Genomic DNA, 15,157 nt, shown 5'->3' with positions numbered 1-15,157 from the left:
ACGAGGAGGAACCTTGCCCCGGGTCATCTACGCACGCAGCGTCCACGACGAGGCCGAGATCAACGCATGCCTGGAGGTCCTGCGCGGCGGCCCGTACGGGCTGAAGATCGGCAAGAACGTGGCCGAGATGGAGCGGCGGGTCGCCGACCTGTACGGCAAGCGGCTCGGGCTGATGTGCAACTCCGGCTCCTCGGCCCTCTACCTGGCCCTGGAACTGCTCGACCTCCCCAAGGGGGCCGAGGTCATCACCTCGCCGCTGACCTTCTCCACCGATGTGGCGCCGATCGTGCGGGGCGGCTGGGTCCCGGTGTTCGCCGACGTCGAGCCGGACACCTACAACGTCGACGTGTCGAAGATCGAGGAGCTGGTCACCGACCGGACCCGCGCCCTGCTCATCCCGAACCTCGCCGGCAACGCACCGGACTGGGACGCGATCCGGGAGATCGCCGACCGGCACGGCCTGAAGGTCATCGAGGACTCCTGCGACTGCATCGGCACGACCTTGCGCGGCACCCCCACCGGAAGCCGGACCGACATCACCGTGACCAGCTTCGCGATGGCGCACATCATCACCTGCGCCGGCAACGGCGGCATGGTGTGCCTCGACGACGAGGAGCTGCGCGACAAGGGCCTGATGCTGCGCCGCTGGGGGAGGAGGTCGGAGCCGCATCTGTTCGGTTCGGGCGGTACGGGCCGGGTGTTCCGGGAGGACCTGGACGGCGTCGCGTACGACAACGACTTCATCTTCGACGTGCTGCCGTGGAACTTCGAACCCTCCGAGCTCGGCGCTGCCTTCGGCCTGGAGCAGCTGAAGAAGCTGGACAGGAACTACCGGCGCCGCGCCGAGATCCTGGAGGCGTTCAACGGGGCGTTCGGGGCGTACCCGGCCCTGTTCCGCCTGCCGCGCCGGCTCCCGGAGTTCCGCACCGCCTGGCTGTGCTACCCGGTCACGGTCCGCGCGGACGCCGGTGTCGGGCGCTCCGAACTCCAGGAGTTCCTGGAGGCGGCGGGCATCGACACCCGGACGGTCTGGAGCGGGAACGTCACCCGCCATCCCATGATGCGCGGCGTCGAGTTCCGCGTTCCGGAGGGCGGCCTTCCTTACGCCGACGAGGTGTTCGAGCGCGGGATGTCACTCGGCATGAGCCACGGCATGAGCGACGAGGAACTCGACCACGTCGTCGCCACCGTCCACGAGTTCGGCAAGCGCCACACGCGGCCGGGAAACGGCGGCTGATCGGCGGCTTCGTGCTACCCGTCGTGCCGCGACCGTGTCGATTCGCGGGGTACGACCTCCGCCTCCACGGCAAGCTGCGCGGGGGAGGAGGCCGAGCCCTCCGCCTCTTGGAGGGCGAGTTCGGCGAGGTACCTGCCGAGGTCGGCGGTGTCCACGCGCACGCTCGACAGGGAGGGGACGAACATCCCCGCCAGTGGGCTGTCGTCGTGCCCGATCACCGCGAGGTCACCGGGCACCGACAGGCCGGCGCGGACGGCGGCGCCCGTGACCACCGCGGCGATGTCGTCGTTGTAGGCGACGACTCCGGACACCCCCGCTTCGTGCCAGTGGCGGACGGCCGCGGCGGCCGACCCGTCGTCGCGGCCGATCCGGCGGACGTCCAGCTCGGGAAGCCCCAGCTCTCCGGCACAGGCCTGCGCCGCGCCGAACCGCTCCTGGACCAGTGAGCCGAGGCGCGCGTCGTCCGATGCGCCGAACGCGAGCCGGCGGTGTCCCCGTTCGTGGAGATGCTCCACCTGCAACGCCGACCCGGCTCCGGCCACCGGCGGGCGCCAGAACGGAGAGCCCTGGCCGGCGGCCGGGATGACCTTCGTGACCCCGCAGGCCCGCATCGACGCGAGGTCCTCGGCGCCGAAGGAGGTGAAGCCGACCACCACGTCCGGGCTCAGCGACTCCCATAGGGGGCGAGCCCGCCCGCCGGCGTGCGGGGTGTAGGTGACGAGGGAGTAGCCGCGCCGGTCGAGAGCCAGCGAGGCCTCGTCGAGGCAGCGGCGCATGCTGTACTCGATGGGCCAGTCCGGCAGGACGAGGAGGATGAGCCTGCTCCTGCCGCTCGCCAGCGCCTGAGCCGCGGTGTGCGGGCGATAGCCCAGCCGTACCGCCGCTTCCAGGACGCGCCGGCGGGTGCCCTCGGAGATGGTCTGCCCGGGGGTGTCGTTCAGGACGAATCCGACCGTCGCCCGGGAGACCCCCGCCGCGCCCGCGACGTCCGCCGCCGTGACCCGCTGCTGCCTGGTCGCCTTCGTCACCGAGTGAGCCCCGCCGTTTCCAGATGGTGCTTGCGCGCGCTAGTCGCCTAAAGCTAGCATCGCACCCGGTTTACTAGCGCGCGCTAGCGCGGGTGTCGGACCCGCGACCTGGCCGACACGAGGATCCGTGAGCGGTCGCCCCACCCCAGGAGCGCACATGTACCCCACCCCTCGAAGACGGCTCGGCGCCGGAGCCCTGGCGCTGGTGATCGCCGCCGCGCTGGTACCGGCGTCCGGAACCGCCGCTGCCGTACCGGCCTCGCCGTTCGGAGCCGCGTTCGCGCAGCGGTTCGCCGCGCCCCCCGCCGACGCCAAGCCCAAGATCCGGTACTGGTGGGCCTGCGGCGACATCACCCCCGCCGCGATCGACGCGGAGGTGAGGCAGATCGCCGACCGCGGGTTCGGGGCCGCCGAAATCCAGTGCATGCTGAGCACGAAGCCCAAGGAGGAGGGCTGGGGGAGCCCCGCTCTCAGCGACCGGTTCGAGCGGGCCATCGAGGCGGGCCGCAGGTACGGGGTGCGCATCGACCTCACGGTCGGCCCGTCCTGGCCCCTGGTCGTTCCGGGAGTGACGCCCGACAGCCCGGAGGCGGCCCAGGAGATCGCCTACGGGCGTGCGGTCGTCGAGGGCGGCACCACCTTCGCCGGACCGGTGCCGGCCGCGCCCGAGCCCAAGGCCGGAGTCTCCGAGCAGACCCTTGTCGCGCTGCAGGCCGTGCGATGCGCGGGCAGCTGCACCGCGGCCAAGCCGGTGAAACTGGACAAGAGTTCGCTGACCGACCTCACCGGAAGCGTGCGCGAGGGAACCGTTTCCTGGAAGGCCCCGGCCGGAGGGCAATGGCTGCTGCTGGCCTACTGGCAGCGCGGAACCGGTCAGGCGTCGGTCGCCGGGCAGGCGGTCTCGGGCGAGGCCGCCCACGTCGTCGACCACTTCGGTGCCGCGGGCGCCCGGGCGGCGACCGGCTACTGGGACTCCCGCGTCCTGACTCCCGACATGCGGCGCCTCCTCAAGCGGAACGGCGGAGACCTGTTCGAGGACTCCCTGGAGCTGGACTCGGCCCAGCACTGGACCGCGAAACTGCCCGAACGGTTCGAGAAGCTGCGCGGGTACTCGCTCCGGGACAACCTGCCGGTCCTGTTCATCGACAAGATCCACCGGCAGTACACGCAGGCGACCCCGGACGACACGCCCGACTTCGAGTTCACCGACGGCGGCGGCGCCCGCGTCCGCGACGACTACTACCGGACCCTGACCGACCTCTACATCGGCGAGCACGTCGAGCCGCTGAAGAAGTGGGCCCATGCGCGCGGGCTGCGCTTCCGCGCCCAGCCGTACGGCACGACCATCGACACGCCCACCATCGGGTCCGCGCTGGACGTCAACGAGACCGAATCGCTCGGACTCCGGCCCGGCTACACCGACGAGCCCTTCCGCTGGATCTCCGGCGGCGCGGTCCACCTGGCCGGCCAGAAGACCTACTCGCTGGAATGCTGCGCCACCCTCGGCGACGCGTACGCGCAGACCTGGCCGCAGATGCTCGAGCACTTCAACACCGCGTTCGCGCACGGCGTCAACCAGGTCGTCTACCACGGCTTCGCCACCGAACGCGCTCTCGGAACCCCCTGGCCCGGCTTCTCCCCGTTCACGTTCCAGGGCGGGAACGGCTTCTCCGAGGCGTGGGGCCCCCGCCAGCCGACGTGGGACGACACCTCCAAGATCACCGGTTGGACGTCCCGGATGCAGTACGTCCTGCGGCAGGGGCGCCCGGCGGTGGACCTGGCCGTCTACCGGGACGGCCACGGGACCGCCGTCCGGGAGCCGGACGGCGCCGCCGGGTTCACCTACGACTTCGCCGGTCCCGGGCAACTGGAGGGGACGCGTGTACGGAACCGCCGCCTGGCACCCGACGGCCCCGCCTACCGGGCACTGATCGTCGACCGCCAGGAGACCATGCCGGTGGCGACCGCCCGCACCCTCCTGGCGCACGCCCGCGGTGGCCTGCCGCTCGTGGTCGTCGGGGATCCGCCCGGCCGCACTCCGGGGGCCCGCGACGCCGCCCGGCAGGACGCCGAACTGGCGGGGCTCGTCAGGCGGCTGCTGGCGCAGCCCTCGGTCCGCCACGTCACCGCACAGGACCGGCTTCCCGCGGCCCTCAAGGAACTCGGCGTGCGAGCCTCGGCCGAGGCCGGGAGTCCGGGACTGATGACCGTTCGCCGAGACCTTTCGGCGGGCCGGTTGTACTACCTGCACAACCCGACGTCCGCCACGATCACTGCCGACGTCTCCCTGGAGGGCACCGGCACCCCCTACACCCTGGACGCCTGGACCGGAAAGATCACTCCGGCCGGCCGCTACCGGAGTGACCGGACGCGCACCACGCTGCCGATCGTCCTCGCTCCCGGCGGCAGCACGGTGATCGCGCTCGGCGGCGGCGAAGCACCGCACGCGACCGGCACCAGCGGCGGCGAGATCCTCGTGGGGGACGACGGCCCGTTCCTCCGGGCGGCCAAGGGCGGCGCCTACACCGTGACCCGGGACGACGGCGCGGACGTGCGGCTCACCGTGCCCGCCGTCGCGGACCCGCAGCGGTTGGACGGCTGGAGGCTGTCGGTGGAGGACTGGCACCGGGGCGCGGACGGCGGGCGCGCGATCACTCACCACGAGATCGATCTGAAGGGACTGAAGCCCTGGTCCGAGATCCCGGCCCTGCGGGACGTCTCCGGCGTCGGCACCTACCGGACGACCGTCCGGCTCGACCGGGCGGACGGCGCGTATCTCGACCTCGGCCAGGTGACCGACACCTTCGAGGTGACCGTCAACGGCCGTACCCTGCCGCCTCCCGACCAGGTGGGCCGGCGGATCGATCTCGGCGGGCACCTCAGGCCCGGCACGAACACCATCACCGTCCGGGTGGCGACCACGCTGCGCAACCGGCTCCGGGTGACCGACGGCTTCCCCGGCCAGGCCGCCTGGCCCCGCCAGGAGTACGGCCTCATCGGCCCGGTGCGCCTGACCCCGTACCGCCAGGTCCCGGTCCGGCGGTGACCGCCCGAGGCGGAGAGCCCCGCAATTCCCATCGAGCGCGGAAGGCGACGCCGCTCGCGATGTCAGGCGTCCGGCCCGAACCGTCCTCGGAGAGTGCGATGCCCGATCCTGCCCCGCCCTCCCCGCCCTCCCCGCCTACCGCCGCTCCCGGCCCCGCCTCCACCTCTCGGCCGGGCCGGGTGGGGGGCGGGTTCATCACCGTCTACGTCGTGGCCTACCTGAGCCTGCACGTGGCCGTCATGACGCCGCTGCTGGCGTCCCTGGCCATCCGCCTCGAGCAGGTGGATCCGGCGGGCAAGGAGTCGGCTCTGGGGCTGGTGGTCGGCGCCGGCACGCTCGTCGGCATCATCGTCGGCCCCGTCATCGGCATGCTCAGCGACGGCACCTCGTCCCGGCTGGGCCGGCGCCGTCCCTGGATGCTGGCCGGGATGCCGGTGCTGGCGGCAGGGGCGGTGCTCGCGGCGGTCATCGAGTCGGTACCCGGCGTCCTGCTCGGATATCTGGTTATGCAGCTGGGCGTGAGCGCCATCATGTCGCCGCTGCTGGCCGTCATGCCGGATCGGTTCCCGGAGGAGCAGCGCGGCAAGGTCGGCGGGCTGCTGGGGTTCAGCGCGCAGATCGCCGGCGTCGCGGGATTCCAGTTCGCCGGTGCGCTCAGCGGCTCCGCGCTGCTGCTGTTCCTGGTGCCGGCCCTGGTGGCCTGTGCGGGGGTGCTGCTGCTGGTCTTCATGCTGCCCGACCGTCCGGCGCCCGTGTCCGGGCGCCGGAGGCTCGACCTCAGGAGTCTCGGCCGCGACCTGGCCTTCGACCCGCGCCGCCACCCCGACTTCGGCTGGGCGTGGGCGGGACGCTTCCTGATCCAGTTCAGCCTGATGTTCCTCACGACGTACCAGCTGTACTTCCTGACCGACCACCTGGGGTACGAGCTGTCCGAGGTCACGGACCTGCTGGTGATCACCGGCGGGGTCGGCCTGGTCGTGACCTCCGTGGGCGCCGTCGTCAGCGGCTACCTGTCCGACCGTCTCAAGCGCCGCAAGGTCTTCATCTACGTGGCGGCCGTCTGCTTCGTCGTCGGGTTCGTCTCCGTGGCCTCGGCCTCCTCGTTCACCGGCGTGCTGATCGGGTCGCTGTGCATCCTGTTCGGCGCCGGGGTCTTCGGCGCGGTGGATCTGGCTGTGGTGACCGACGTGCTGCCGAACCGGGAGACCGAGGCGGCCAAGTTCATGAGCGTCTTCGGTGTCGCCAGCGCACTGCCGCAGTCGGCCGCGCCGTTGGCGGCGCCCTTCATCCTGGGCGTGGGGGGCGGGGGCAACTACCCCCTGCTCTTCCTCGTGGCGGCCGGCGCCGCGGTCCTCGGCGGGCTCAGCGTCCGCCCCATCAGGGGTATCCGATAACGAGACCTGCCACGTGGAGTTTCGCGATGTCCATTCCCTTCCCTTCGACCGTTCCGAGGATCGTCCAGTGACGACGTACATCAGTGCCCTCCGTTTCGAGCATCTGCGCGAGCCGCTCGGCATCGGGACCGCGCGCCCTCGCCTGTCATGGATCGTCGAAAGCGAGCATGCGGGATGGACGCAGGACGCGTACGAGATCGAGACGCGCGGTGTTCGGGTACGGGCCGACTCCCGCGAATCGGTGCTGGTGAACTGGCCCTTCACGCCGCTGGTCTCGCGAGAGCGGGCATCGGCGCGCGTCCGGGTCCACGGGCCGGACGGCTGGTCTCCCTGGAGCGAGGAGGCGTCCGTCGAGGCGGGGCTGCTGGAACCGGCGGACTGGACGGCCCGCTTCGTCACCCCTGGCGAGGGCTCGCTGGTCCGCAGGGAATTCCAGGTGCGTGCCGGGGTGCGCGCGGCCCGGCTGTACGCGACCGCGCTCGGCGTCTACGAGGCGGAACTGAACGGCCGGGCCGTCGGCGACCACGTGCTGGCTCCCGGCTGGACCGCCTACGAGCGCCGCCTGCGCTACCAGACGTTCGACGTCACCGATCTGCTGCGCGAAGGGGCCAACTGCCTCGGGGCGATGCTCGGCGACGGCTGGTACCGCGGCCGGCTCGGCTTCGAGGGCAAGCGTGCCTTGTACGGTGACCGGCTCGCCTGGCTGGCCCAGCTGGAGATCGCCTACGACGACGGCACCGTGGACCGCCTGGGCACGGACGGGTCCTGGCGCGCCGCCTCCGGCCCGCTGGTCTCCTCCGACCTGTACGACGGGGAGTCCTACGACGCCCGGCTGGAGCGCCCCGGCTGGTCACTGCCGGGCCACCAGGCCACCGGATGGCATCCCGTGGAGATCGTGGAGCGCGACCTGGCCACCCTGGTCGCGCCCGAAGGGCCGCCGGTCCGCCGTACCGAGATCCTGGAACCGGTGGAGCGGACGACCACGCCGAGCGGCGCCACGCTCGTGGACTTCGGCCAGAACCTGGTCGGACGCCTGAGGATCACGGCCCGCGGCGAAGCCGGCGAGCAGGTCGTCCTGCGGCATGCCGAGGTGCTCCAGGACGGGGAGATCTGCGTGGCCCCGCTGCGCACCGCCAAGGCCACCGACGTCTACACGCTGCGCGGAGCCGGCGCCGAGACCTGGGAGCCGCGCTTCACCTTCCACGGCTTCCGCTACGCCGAGATCAGCGGGCCGGTTCAGGAGGTGTCCGCCGTGGTCTGCCACTCCGACCTGGAGCGCACCGGCTGGTTCGGCTGCTCCGATCCGCTCGTGGAACGCCTGCACGAGAACGTCGTGTGGGGGATGCGCGGCAACTTCCTGGACGTGCCGACCGACTGCCCCCAGCGCGACGAGCGCCTCGGCTGGACGGGCGACCTCCAGGTGTTCGCCCCGACCGCCACGTACCTGTACGACACCGCCGGCTTCCTGGCCTCCTGGCTCGCCGACCTGGCCGCCGAACAGGGGGAGGACGGCCGGGTGCCGAGCGTCGTCCCCGACGTCATGGAGGCCGGCGTCACCGCGGCGGCGTGGGGGGACGCCGCCGTCATCGTCCCCTGGACGCTCTACCGGCGCTTCGGCGACACGGGGATCCTGCAGCGGCAGTTCGCGAGCATGCGCGCCTGGGTCGACCACGTCGCCGGGCTCGCCGGGCCCGACCGGCTGTGGAACAGCGGGTTCCAGTTCGGCGACTGGCTCGACCCGGCGGCCCCGGCCAACCGGCCCGAGCAGGCCAGTACCTACCCGGAGATCGTCGCCACCGCCTACTTCGCCCGGTCAGCCGACCTGCTGGCCCGGGCCGCCGCCGTGCTGGGCCGGGAGGAGGACGCCGCCCGTTACGGAGACCTGGCGGCCGAGGTGCGCGGGGCCTTCCAGGACGAGTACACCACCGCCTCCGGGCGGCTGCTCAGCGATTCCCCGACCGCCTACGCCCTCGCCCTGCGCTTCGCCCTGCTCCCCGGCCGCGCCCAGCGCGAGCGCGCGGCCGCCCGACTCGTCGAGCTGGTCCGCGCGAACGGCTACAAGATCTCCACCGGTTTCGTCGGCACCCCGCTGATCTGCGACGCCCTGGCGGAGGAAGGGCACCTGGCGGCCGCCTACCGGCTGCTGGCGCAGCGCGAGTGCCCGTCCTGGCTCTATCCGGTGACCATGGGCGCCACCACGATCTGGGAACGATGGGACAGCCTGCTGCCCGACGGGACGGTCAACCCCAGCGGCATGACCTCGTTCAACCACTACGCGCTCGGCGCGGTGGCCGACTGGCTGCACCGCACCGTCGCCGGCCTGGCCCCCGCCGAGCCGGGGTACCGCGCCATCGCCATCGCCCCCCGCCCCGGCGGCGGACTGACCCGCGCCTCGGCGAGGCTGCGCACCCCCTACGGCCTGGCCGCCTCATCCTGGTCGGTCGAGGACGGCCGGCTCACGGTGGAGGCGACCGTCCCGGCGAACACCACCGCCCGCGTCAGCCTGCCCGGTGAGGAGGAGCACACGGTCGGGTCCGGCACGCACGCATGGACCGTCCCTTACACCGATGACGGTGCCGGGGCCGCGCCGCTCACGCTGGACAGCCCGCTGGCCGAGGTCGCCGACCGGCCCGGCGCCGAACGGGTGCTCGTCGAGGCCATCGTCCGCCACATGCCGGAACTCGCCGAGCACGTGGAGACCGGGCTGGGCGCCTCCGCGCAGAACATGACCGTCCGCGAGGCCATCGCGCTCATCCCGGGCGGCGACCATCTGGGCGCCGAGATCGAGAGCGGCTTCGCCCGGCTCGGGTGAGCCAGGCCGTTCCCCGCACGCGAACCGAAAGGAACCCGGCAGTGTCGCAGACCGACCCCGCCCGCCTCCCGCTCGAACAGAAGGCGTCCCTGCTGTCCGGCCGTGACTTCTGGAGCACCGAGCCGGTCGAGGAGGCGGGCATCCCCTCGATCGTGCTCACCGACGGCCCGCACGGCATCCGCCGCCAGCGCGGTGACGCCGACCACCTGGGCATCCACGCCGGCGAACCGGCGACCTGCTTCCCGCCCGCCGTCGCGGTCGGCTCCAGCTGGGATCCCGAGGTGGCCGCCCGTGTCGGCGCCGCCGTGGGCCGCGAAGCGCGGGCGCTGGGCGTCGGCGTGGTCCTCGGACCGGGCGTGAACATCAAGCGCTCACCGCTGTGCGGACGCAACTTCGAGTACTACTCCGAGGACCCGCTGCTGACCGGGGTCCTCGCGGCCGCGCACGTGGAGGCGCTGCAAGCCGAAGGGCCCGGCGCGTCGGTCAAGCACTTCGCGGCCAACAACCAGGAGACCGACCGGATGCGCGTCAGCGCCGACGTCGACGAGCGCACCCTGCGCGAGATCTACCTCCCCGCCTTCGAACGCGTCGTCACCCAGGCGCTCCCGGCGACCGTGATGTCCTCCTACAACGCGATCAACGGCGTTCCGGCGTCGCAGAACCGGTGGCTGCTCACCGAGGTGCTGCGCGAGCAGTGGGGCTTCGAAGGAGCGGTGGTGTCGGACTGGGGCGGCGTCTACGATCGCGTCGCCGCGCTGGCGGCCGGTCTGGACCTGCAGATGCCCGGCACCGGGGGCGCCGACGACGCCGCGATCGTGCGCGCCGTTCGCGCCGGGGAACTGGACGAGGCCCTCGTCGACGCCGGCGCCCGCCGCGTGGCCGAGCTCGCACGGCGGCCCGTCCCCGCGGCCGGCGGATTCGATGCCGGCGCCCACCACGCACTGGCGAGAGAGCTGGCCACCGCCTGCCCGGTGCTGTTGAAGAACGACGACGCCACCCTCCCCATCACCGGGCGGACCCGCCGGATCGCCGTCCTCGGCGCGTTCGCCACCGCGCCGCACTACCAGGGCGGCGGCAGCTCCCACATCACCCCGACCCGCCTGGACACCGCGCTGGAAGAGATCCGGTCCCTGGCCGCCGGGCGGGGCCAGGAGGTCACCCACGCGCAGGGTTTCGCCATCGACGGCTCGTCCGACGCGACCGTCCTGCGCGAGGAGGCCGCGCGGGTCGCCGCCGACTCCGACATCGCCCTGATCTTCGCGGGCCTGGGGGACGAGAGCGAGGGCCACGACCGGGAGCACCTCGACCTGCCCGCCGAGCAGGTGGAGCTCATCCGCGCGGTCGCCGCGGCGGCGCCGCGGACCGCGGTGATCCTCTCCAACGGCGGCGTGGTGTCACTGGAAGCCTTCCATGACGACGCGGACGCGATCCTGGAGGGCTGGCTGCTCGGCCAGGCCGGCGCCGGCGCGGTCGCCGACCTGCTGTTCGGCGTCGCCGTCCCTTCCGGCCGCCTGGCCGAGACGATCCCCTTGCGCCTCCAGGACACCCCGAGCCACCTCAACTTCCCTGGAGAACAGGGGCACGTCCGCTACGGCGAGGGCGTCATGGTCGGCTACCGCTATTACGAGACCGCCGAACGGGCGGTGCGCTACCCCTTCGGGCACGGGCTGAGCTACACCACGTTCACGACCGATCGCCTGAACGCCGCCGTCACCGGTGACGACACCGCCACGGTGTCGGTCACCGTGACCAACACGGGCGAGCGGCCCGGCGGCCACGTCGTGCAGGTCTACGTCGCCACGGCCGCGGGCCCGGTACGGCGCCCGGCGCGCGAGCTGCGCGCGTTCACCAAGGTCTTCCTGGAGCCAGGGGAGACCGCGACCGTCGAACTCGAACTCGGCCGCCGGGCCTTCGCCTACTACGACGTCGAGGACGGCTGGTGGAGGGTCGCGCCGGGCTCGTACACGATCCAGGTCTGCGAGAACGCGGCCCATGTCCTGGCCGAGCACACCGTCACCCTCACCGGTGACGTCACCGTCAGGGCCCTGTCCCTGGACAGCACGGTCGCCGACTGGTTCGCCCACCCGGTCGTCGCGCCCGTGCTCAGGCGGGCTCTCACCGAGGGCATGACCGACGAGCAGGTCCGGGCGTCCGAGGAGAACGCCGGCATGCTCGACATGGTCGCCTCACTGCCGATGCGCCAGTTCCTGGGATTCGTCGGTATCCAAGCCGAGGCCCTCGAGCGGATGATCGAGCTGAGCCGACCCATTCCGGACTGACCTGCCGCAGGACACAAGCCGACCGCGGCGAGACGGCGGACAACCCACCCGTCCGCTGAACCTGCCGCGATTCGCGAGGGCAGGCGAGCTACGCACAGTCGCGCATCAGCGGGTGGACTCGCGCCACCGGAGCCGCCACGGTATCCCAGCGATCCATCACCGCGGCGAACTCCTCGGCGTCAGCGTCGCATCACGGCGCACTGACGAGAACGGCGCCGAGATACTCCTCCAGCCGACCGCCCGTGCTCACCTGGCTGGCGGCCGACGACACACCCTTATCGCACCACGTCGTAGACGAGCTTCGCGACGCCGTTGGAGTAGGTGGCGGAGTCCCGGAGCCTGAGGTTCGTCTCGTCCTGATCCTCGCGGCTGAAGATGCTCTTGCCGGCTCCCAGCAGCACGGGGAACACGAGCAGGTTGTACCGGTCGATCAAGTCCGCGTCGGCCAGGCGCCGGGCCAGTTCCGCGCTGCCGTGGATGAAGATCGGCCCGCCCTCTTCCTCCTTGAGCGCCGCGACGTCCTCGGCCGAGCGCAGGATCGTGATCGGACCCCAGTCGTCGATCAGGTCATCGTCCTTGAGCGTGGTGGACACGACGTACTTGGGAAGGTCCTTGTAGGCCGCGTGGTCTTCGGATCCGGGCCAGATCGGCGCGAAGACCTCGTAGCTGCGGCGCCCGAACATCAGGGCCGTGGTCTCGGCCAGTTCCTCCGCCTTGAGCGAGTACGCCTCCGGCACGAACTCGGTCCGCATCACCCAGCCGCCGCTGCGGTGACCCTCGACCTCCCCTCCCGGCGAGTCCACCACGCCGTCGAGTGACATGAATCCGGTGTAGACCAGCTCTCGGGTCATCGTTCTTCCTTTCGGGTGATCCATCCGTTGCCCGGGCGAGGTAGGACCGGCTTCTGCCGATCCCGTCCGCCGCGGCGGGCTGCGTTGGGACCAACTGTGGCGGCAGGCGCTTACCGTTTACTTACGACGCCCGGGCCGGACACTGTAACCGTCGCCGAGCCTCGCCAACGGGTGGCTCATCATGGGGATGCGGGAGGCGCCTTCGACCTCGACGACGCGGGACTAGGCGCGCTGGCAGAAGAAGCGCTCCAGAGCGGGTGGGATGGCCCTGTCACCGGCGGCGGCCAGGCCAGTCCGCGAACCGCGCGTGGTGTCGGCGAGATCGTTAGCGGCCTGGCATGCGGCATCCAGTTGGAGCAGCAGCGCCTGGGGCTGTCGGCCGAAGGCTGCCTCGGCCATCGGGAGTCGCCGCAGCTGCTTCTGGCGGAAGATCACCTGGAGTTCGCTCGTGCGGGCCTGGATATTGAGCTTGCGGCCACTGCGGGCGAGGGTGGCTCGCAATTGTGCCTCGGTGAGCCTGGAAACTGCGGCCGGCGTCGAAGCGGTTCGCAGGACGCCCCGCGCCTCGCTGGAGGTCAAGCCAGCTTTCTCGGTCTGGAAAGGCGGTGAGGGTGGAGGGGAAGTATTCGCGCAGCAGCGAGCGGAGTTGGTTGGCCACCTGCTGACGGTTCCATACGGCGTCCTGCTGAACGCGGGCCAGGACCGCGATGGACTGAACGAGTTCGGAGTCCTCTGGCAGCGGCCGGTGGTGGATTGATTTTCCGATTCATCAGCAAAATGCTGCGGTAATGCATACCTCGTATGGTCAAGTATGTATTTGGCTCGCTCGCAGCTTTTCGGGTGTTGGGAAGGTGCTTTTTCTTGGTTGGCGCCGGTCGCTCTTTTGCTGTCGAAAACGAGCCCGAGTCCGCTGACCAGCGGAATTGCTTCCACCGGTTGAGCGGCGACCGGGCTGTCATCTTGAGTGGGTCGGCGGGCGGGACAACAGGTTGACGGCCTGTTTGAACGCGCGGTCGACCCGGGCGGTCTCGCCGGTCACCGCCAGGTCCAGATGCAGGCCGCGGATCAGTGCCAGCACCAGCGTCGCGGTGGTCTCGGCCTGCTCGCGGTCCCAGCCGGCGTCGATGAGGGCCTGCTCGATCGGCGCCAGCCAGTCACCGACCACCGAGGTGATGAACCAGGCGTACCGGCCACGGTCGCGCAGAGCGAGCCCGTACAGCTCGAACAGCAGCCCGAACTGCCGCGCCTGATGCGGGTCGAGCCACCGCCGCCACAGCACGCGCAGAGTCTCCTCGGGGTCGCGGCCGACCAGCTCCGGATCCTCGCGCAACCCGACCAGCAGCTCGTCATGGATACCACGGGCGATCTGCTCGACCAGGGCGTCCTTGGAGCCGAACTGCCGGATCAGCGTCGTGATCGTCACTCCTATCGCCGCCGCCATCGGACGCAGCGTCAGATCGGCGACCCCGTGGTTCAGGACGTAGTCCGTCGCCGCACCCAACAGCTCCTGCCTGCGGTGCGCCCAGCGGGAGGTGCGCCCGTCAACGGGCCGGTCCTGCGTCGTCACGGCACAACCCTACTTTATTGTACGAATCGTCTGATTCGGATACTTTCGGCGGATGACCGACAGCGGGCACGTCATCCTCATTCACGGCACCTGGGGCAGGGGCGACCACTGGACGCAGGCGCGCGCCGAGTTCGAGAAGCGCGGCTTCACCGTCCACACCCCCACCTTGCGTCACCACGAACTGCCCCTCGATGAAGGCGCCGGCCTGATCGCGACGGTGAGCCTGCGCGACTACACCGACGACCTCGTCGCGCTCGCCCGGTCCCTCGACAGCCCGCCCCTGCTCGTCGGCTTGTCGATGGGAGGCCTGCTCGCCCAGCTCGTCGCGGCGCGGACACCGCACCGCGGCGTGGTGGCCGCCTGCCCGGCGCCCGCGGCGGGCATCTTCGGCCAGTACCCCTCGATGGTCCGGCTGTTCGCCAGGCACTTCCTGCGCCCCAGGCCCTGGGCCAGGCCCCTCTACCCCACCTGGCAGGCGTGGTCATGGGGCATCGCCAACACCCAGCCCCCCGAACTGGCCCGCGAGCTGTTCCAGGACCTGGTGTGCGAGTCCGGCCGCGCCTACTGCGAGATGGCCTTCCCCTGGCTCGACCGCCACCGCTCCGCCAAGGTCGACTACAACAAGATCACCGGCCCCGTCCTGGTCATCGGCGCGGAACGCGACCGCGTCGTCGTCCCCGCCATCAGCCGCGCCACCGCCAAGCGCTACCCCACCGCCACCTACGTCGAGATTCCCCGGTCCGACCACCTCGTGCTGTTCGGTGACACCCTCACCGTCACCATGGGACACATCGACCGATGGCGCGAGACCCACGGCATCTGACCACGCACCCGTGACGCTGCCGGGAATCGACCTCGCCGGGCCGGCGAGCGGCCGGCTGGCCCGGTGGCGCGGCTCAAACCCTGGCTGCCCGCTCGGCGGTGCTCGGCAGGCCCAGGCCCA

At 71.5% G+C, this 15,157-nt stretch carries 9 protein-coding genes and 1 pseudogene; 6 read left to right on the top strand and 4 right to left on the bottom strand.

The window, feature by feature from the left end; all coding sequences use genetic code 11:
* Window positions 1-13 precede the first annotated feature (13 nt).
* The gene (locus AB0881_RS06415) at window positions 14-1,237 is read left to right on the top strand and encodes a DegT/DnrJ/EryC1/StrS family aminotransferase (RefSeq protein WP_366614736.1); all 1,224 of its coding nucleotides are present in this window, start codon (window positions 14-16) and stop codon (window positions 1,235-1,237) included.
* A 14-nt stretch (window positions 1,238-1,251) separates the two neighbouring features.
* On the opposite strand, the gene AB0881_RS06410 is transcribed toward AB0881_RS06415, so the two are convergent.
* Window positions 1,252-2,265 carry a LacI family DNA-binding transcriptional regulator gene (locus tag AB0881_RS06410; RefSeq protein ID WP_366614734.1) on the bottom strand — a complete coding sequence of 338 codons (1,014 nt, stop codon included), beginning with the start codon at window positions 2,263-2,265 and terminating at the stop codon, window positions 1,252-1,254.
* Window positions 2,266-2,422: 157 nt separating this feature from the next.
* Between AB0881_RS06410 and AB0881_RS06405 the strand changes: the two genes are divergently transcribed.
* The 4 genes from AB0881_RS06405 to AB0881_RS06390 all read left to right on the top strand — a co-directional run bounded on the left by AB0881_RS06405 (window position 2,423) and on the right by AB0881_RS06390 (window position 11,796).
* A complete protein-coding gene (locus AB0881_RS06405) occupies window positions 2,423-5,311 on the top strand; it encodes a glycosyl hydrolase (RefSeq protein ID WP_366614733.1) in 2,889 nt (962 codons plus the stop codon).
* Window positions 5,312-5,520: 209 nt separating this feature from the next.
* Window positions 5,521-6,705, top strand: coding sequence for an MFS transporter (locus AB0881_RS06400; RefSeq protein ID WP_366614732.1), 1,185 nt, complete (start codon window positions 5,521-5,523; stop codon window positions 6,703-6,705).
* 67 nt (window positions 6,706-6,772) lie between these two features.
* Complete coding sequence (locus AB0881_RS06395; RefSeq protein ID WP_366614730.1) at window positions 6,773-9,517, top strand: glycoside hydrolase family 78 protein; 2,745 nt, start codon at window positions 6,773-6,775, stop codon at window positions 9,515-9,517.
* 41 nt (window positions 9,518-9,558) lie between these two features.
* Window positions 9,559-11,796, top strand: coding sequence for a glycoside hydrolase family 3 C-terminal domain-containing protein (locus tag AB0881_RS06390; RefSeq protein WP_366614729.1), 2,238 nt, complete (start codon window positions 9,559-9,561; stop codon window positions 11,794-11,796).
* 275 nt (window positions 11,797-12,071) lie between these two features.
* On the opposite strand, the gene AB0881_RS06385 is transcribed toward AB0881_RS06390, so the two are convergent.
* The 3 genes and pseudogenes from AB0881_RS06385 to AB0881_RS06375 all read right to left on the bottom strand — a co-directional run bounded on the left by AB0881_RS06385 (window position 12,072) and on the right by AB0881_RS06375 (window position 14,214).
* On the bottom strand, window positions 12,072-12,647 hold the full coding sequence (locus AB0881_RS06385; protein WP_366614728.1) for a dihydrofolate reductase family protein: 576 nt from the start codon (window positions 12,645-12,647) through the stop codon (window positions 12,072-12,074).
* A gap of 315 nt (window positions 12,648-12,962) precedes the next feature.
* A pseudogene (locus AB0881_RS06380) lies at window positions 12,963-13,401 on the bottom strand (IS110 family transposase); the annotation flags it as partial.
* 201 nt (window positions 13,402-13,602) lie between these two features.
* Window positions 13,603-14,214 (bottom strand): TetR/AcrR family transcriptional regulator, encoded by a 612-nt coding sequence (locus tag AB0881_RS06375; protein WP_366614726.1) that lies wholly within the window; start codon window positions 14,212-14,214, stop codon window positions 13,603-13,605.
* A gap of 52 nt (window positions 14,215-14,266) precedes the next feature.
* On the opposite strand from AB0881_RS06375, the gene AB0881_RS06370 reads away from it, so the two are divergent.
* Window positions 14,267-15,037: an alpha/beta hydrolase gene (locus AB0881_RS06370; protein WP_366614724.1), complete on the top strand. Its 771-nt coding sequence runs from the start codon at window positions 14,267-14,269 to the stop codon at window positions 15,035-15,037.
* The last annotated feature ends 120 nt before the right edge of the window (window positions 15,038-15,157 follow it).

It is taken from the genome of Spirillospora sp. NPDC029432 (assembly GCF_040703975.1).
Lineage (GTDB): Bacteria > Actinomycetota > Actinomycetes > Streptosporangiales > Streptosporangiaceae > Spirillospora.
This window is presented reverse-complemented; position numbering and strand designations above follow the sequence as displayed.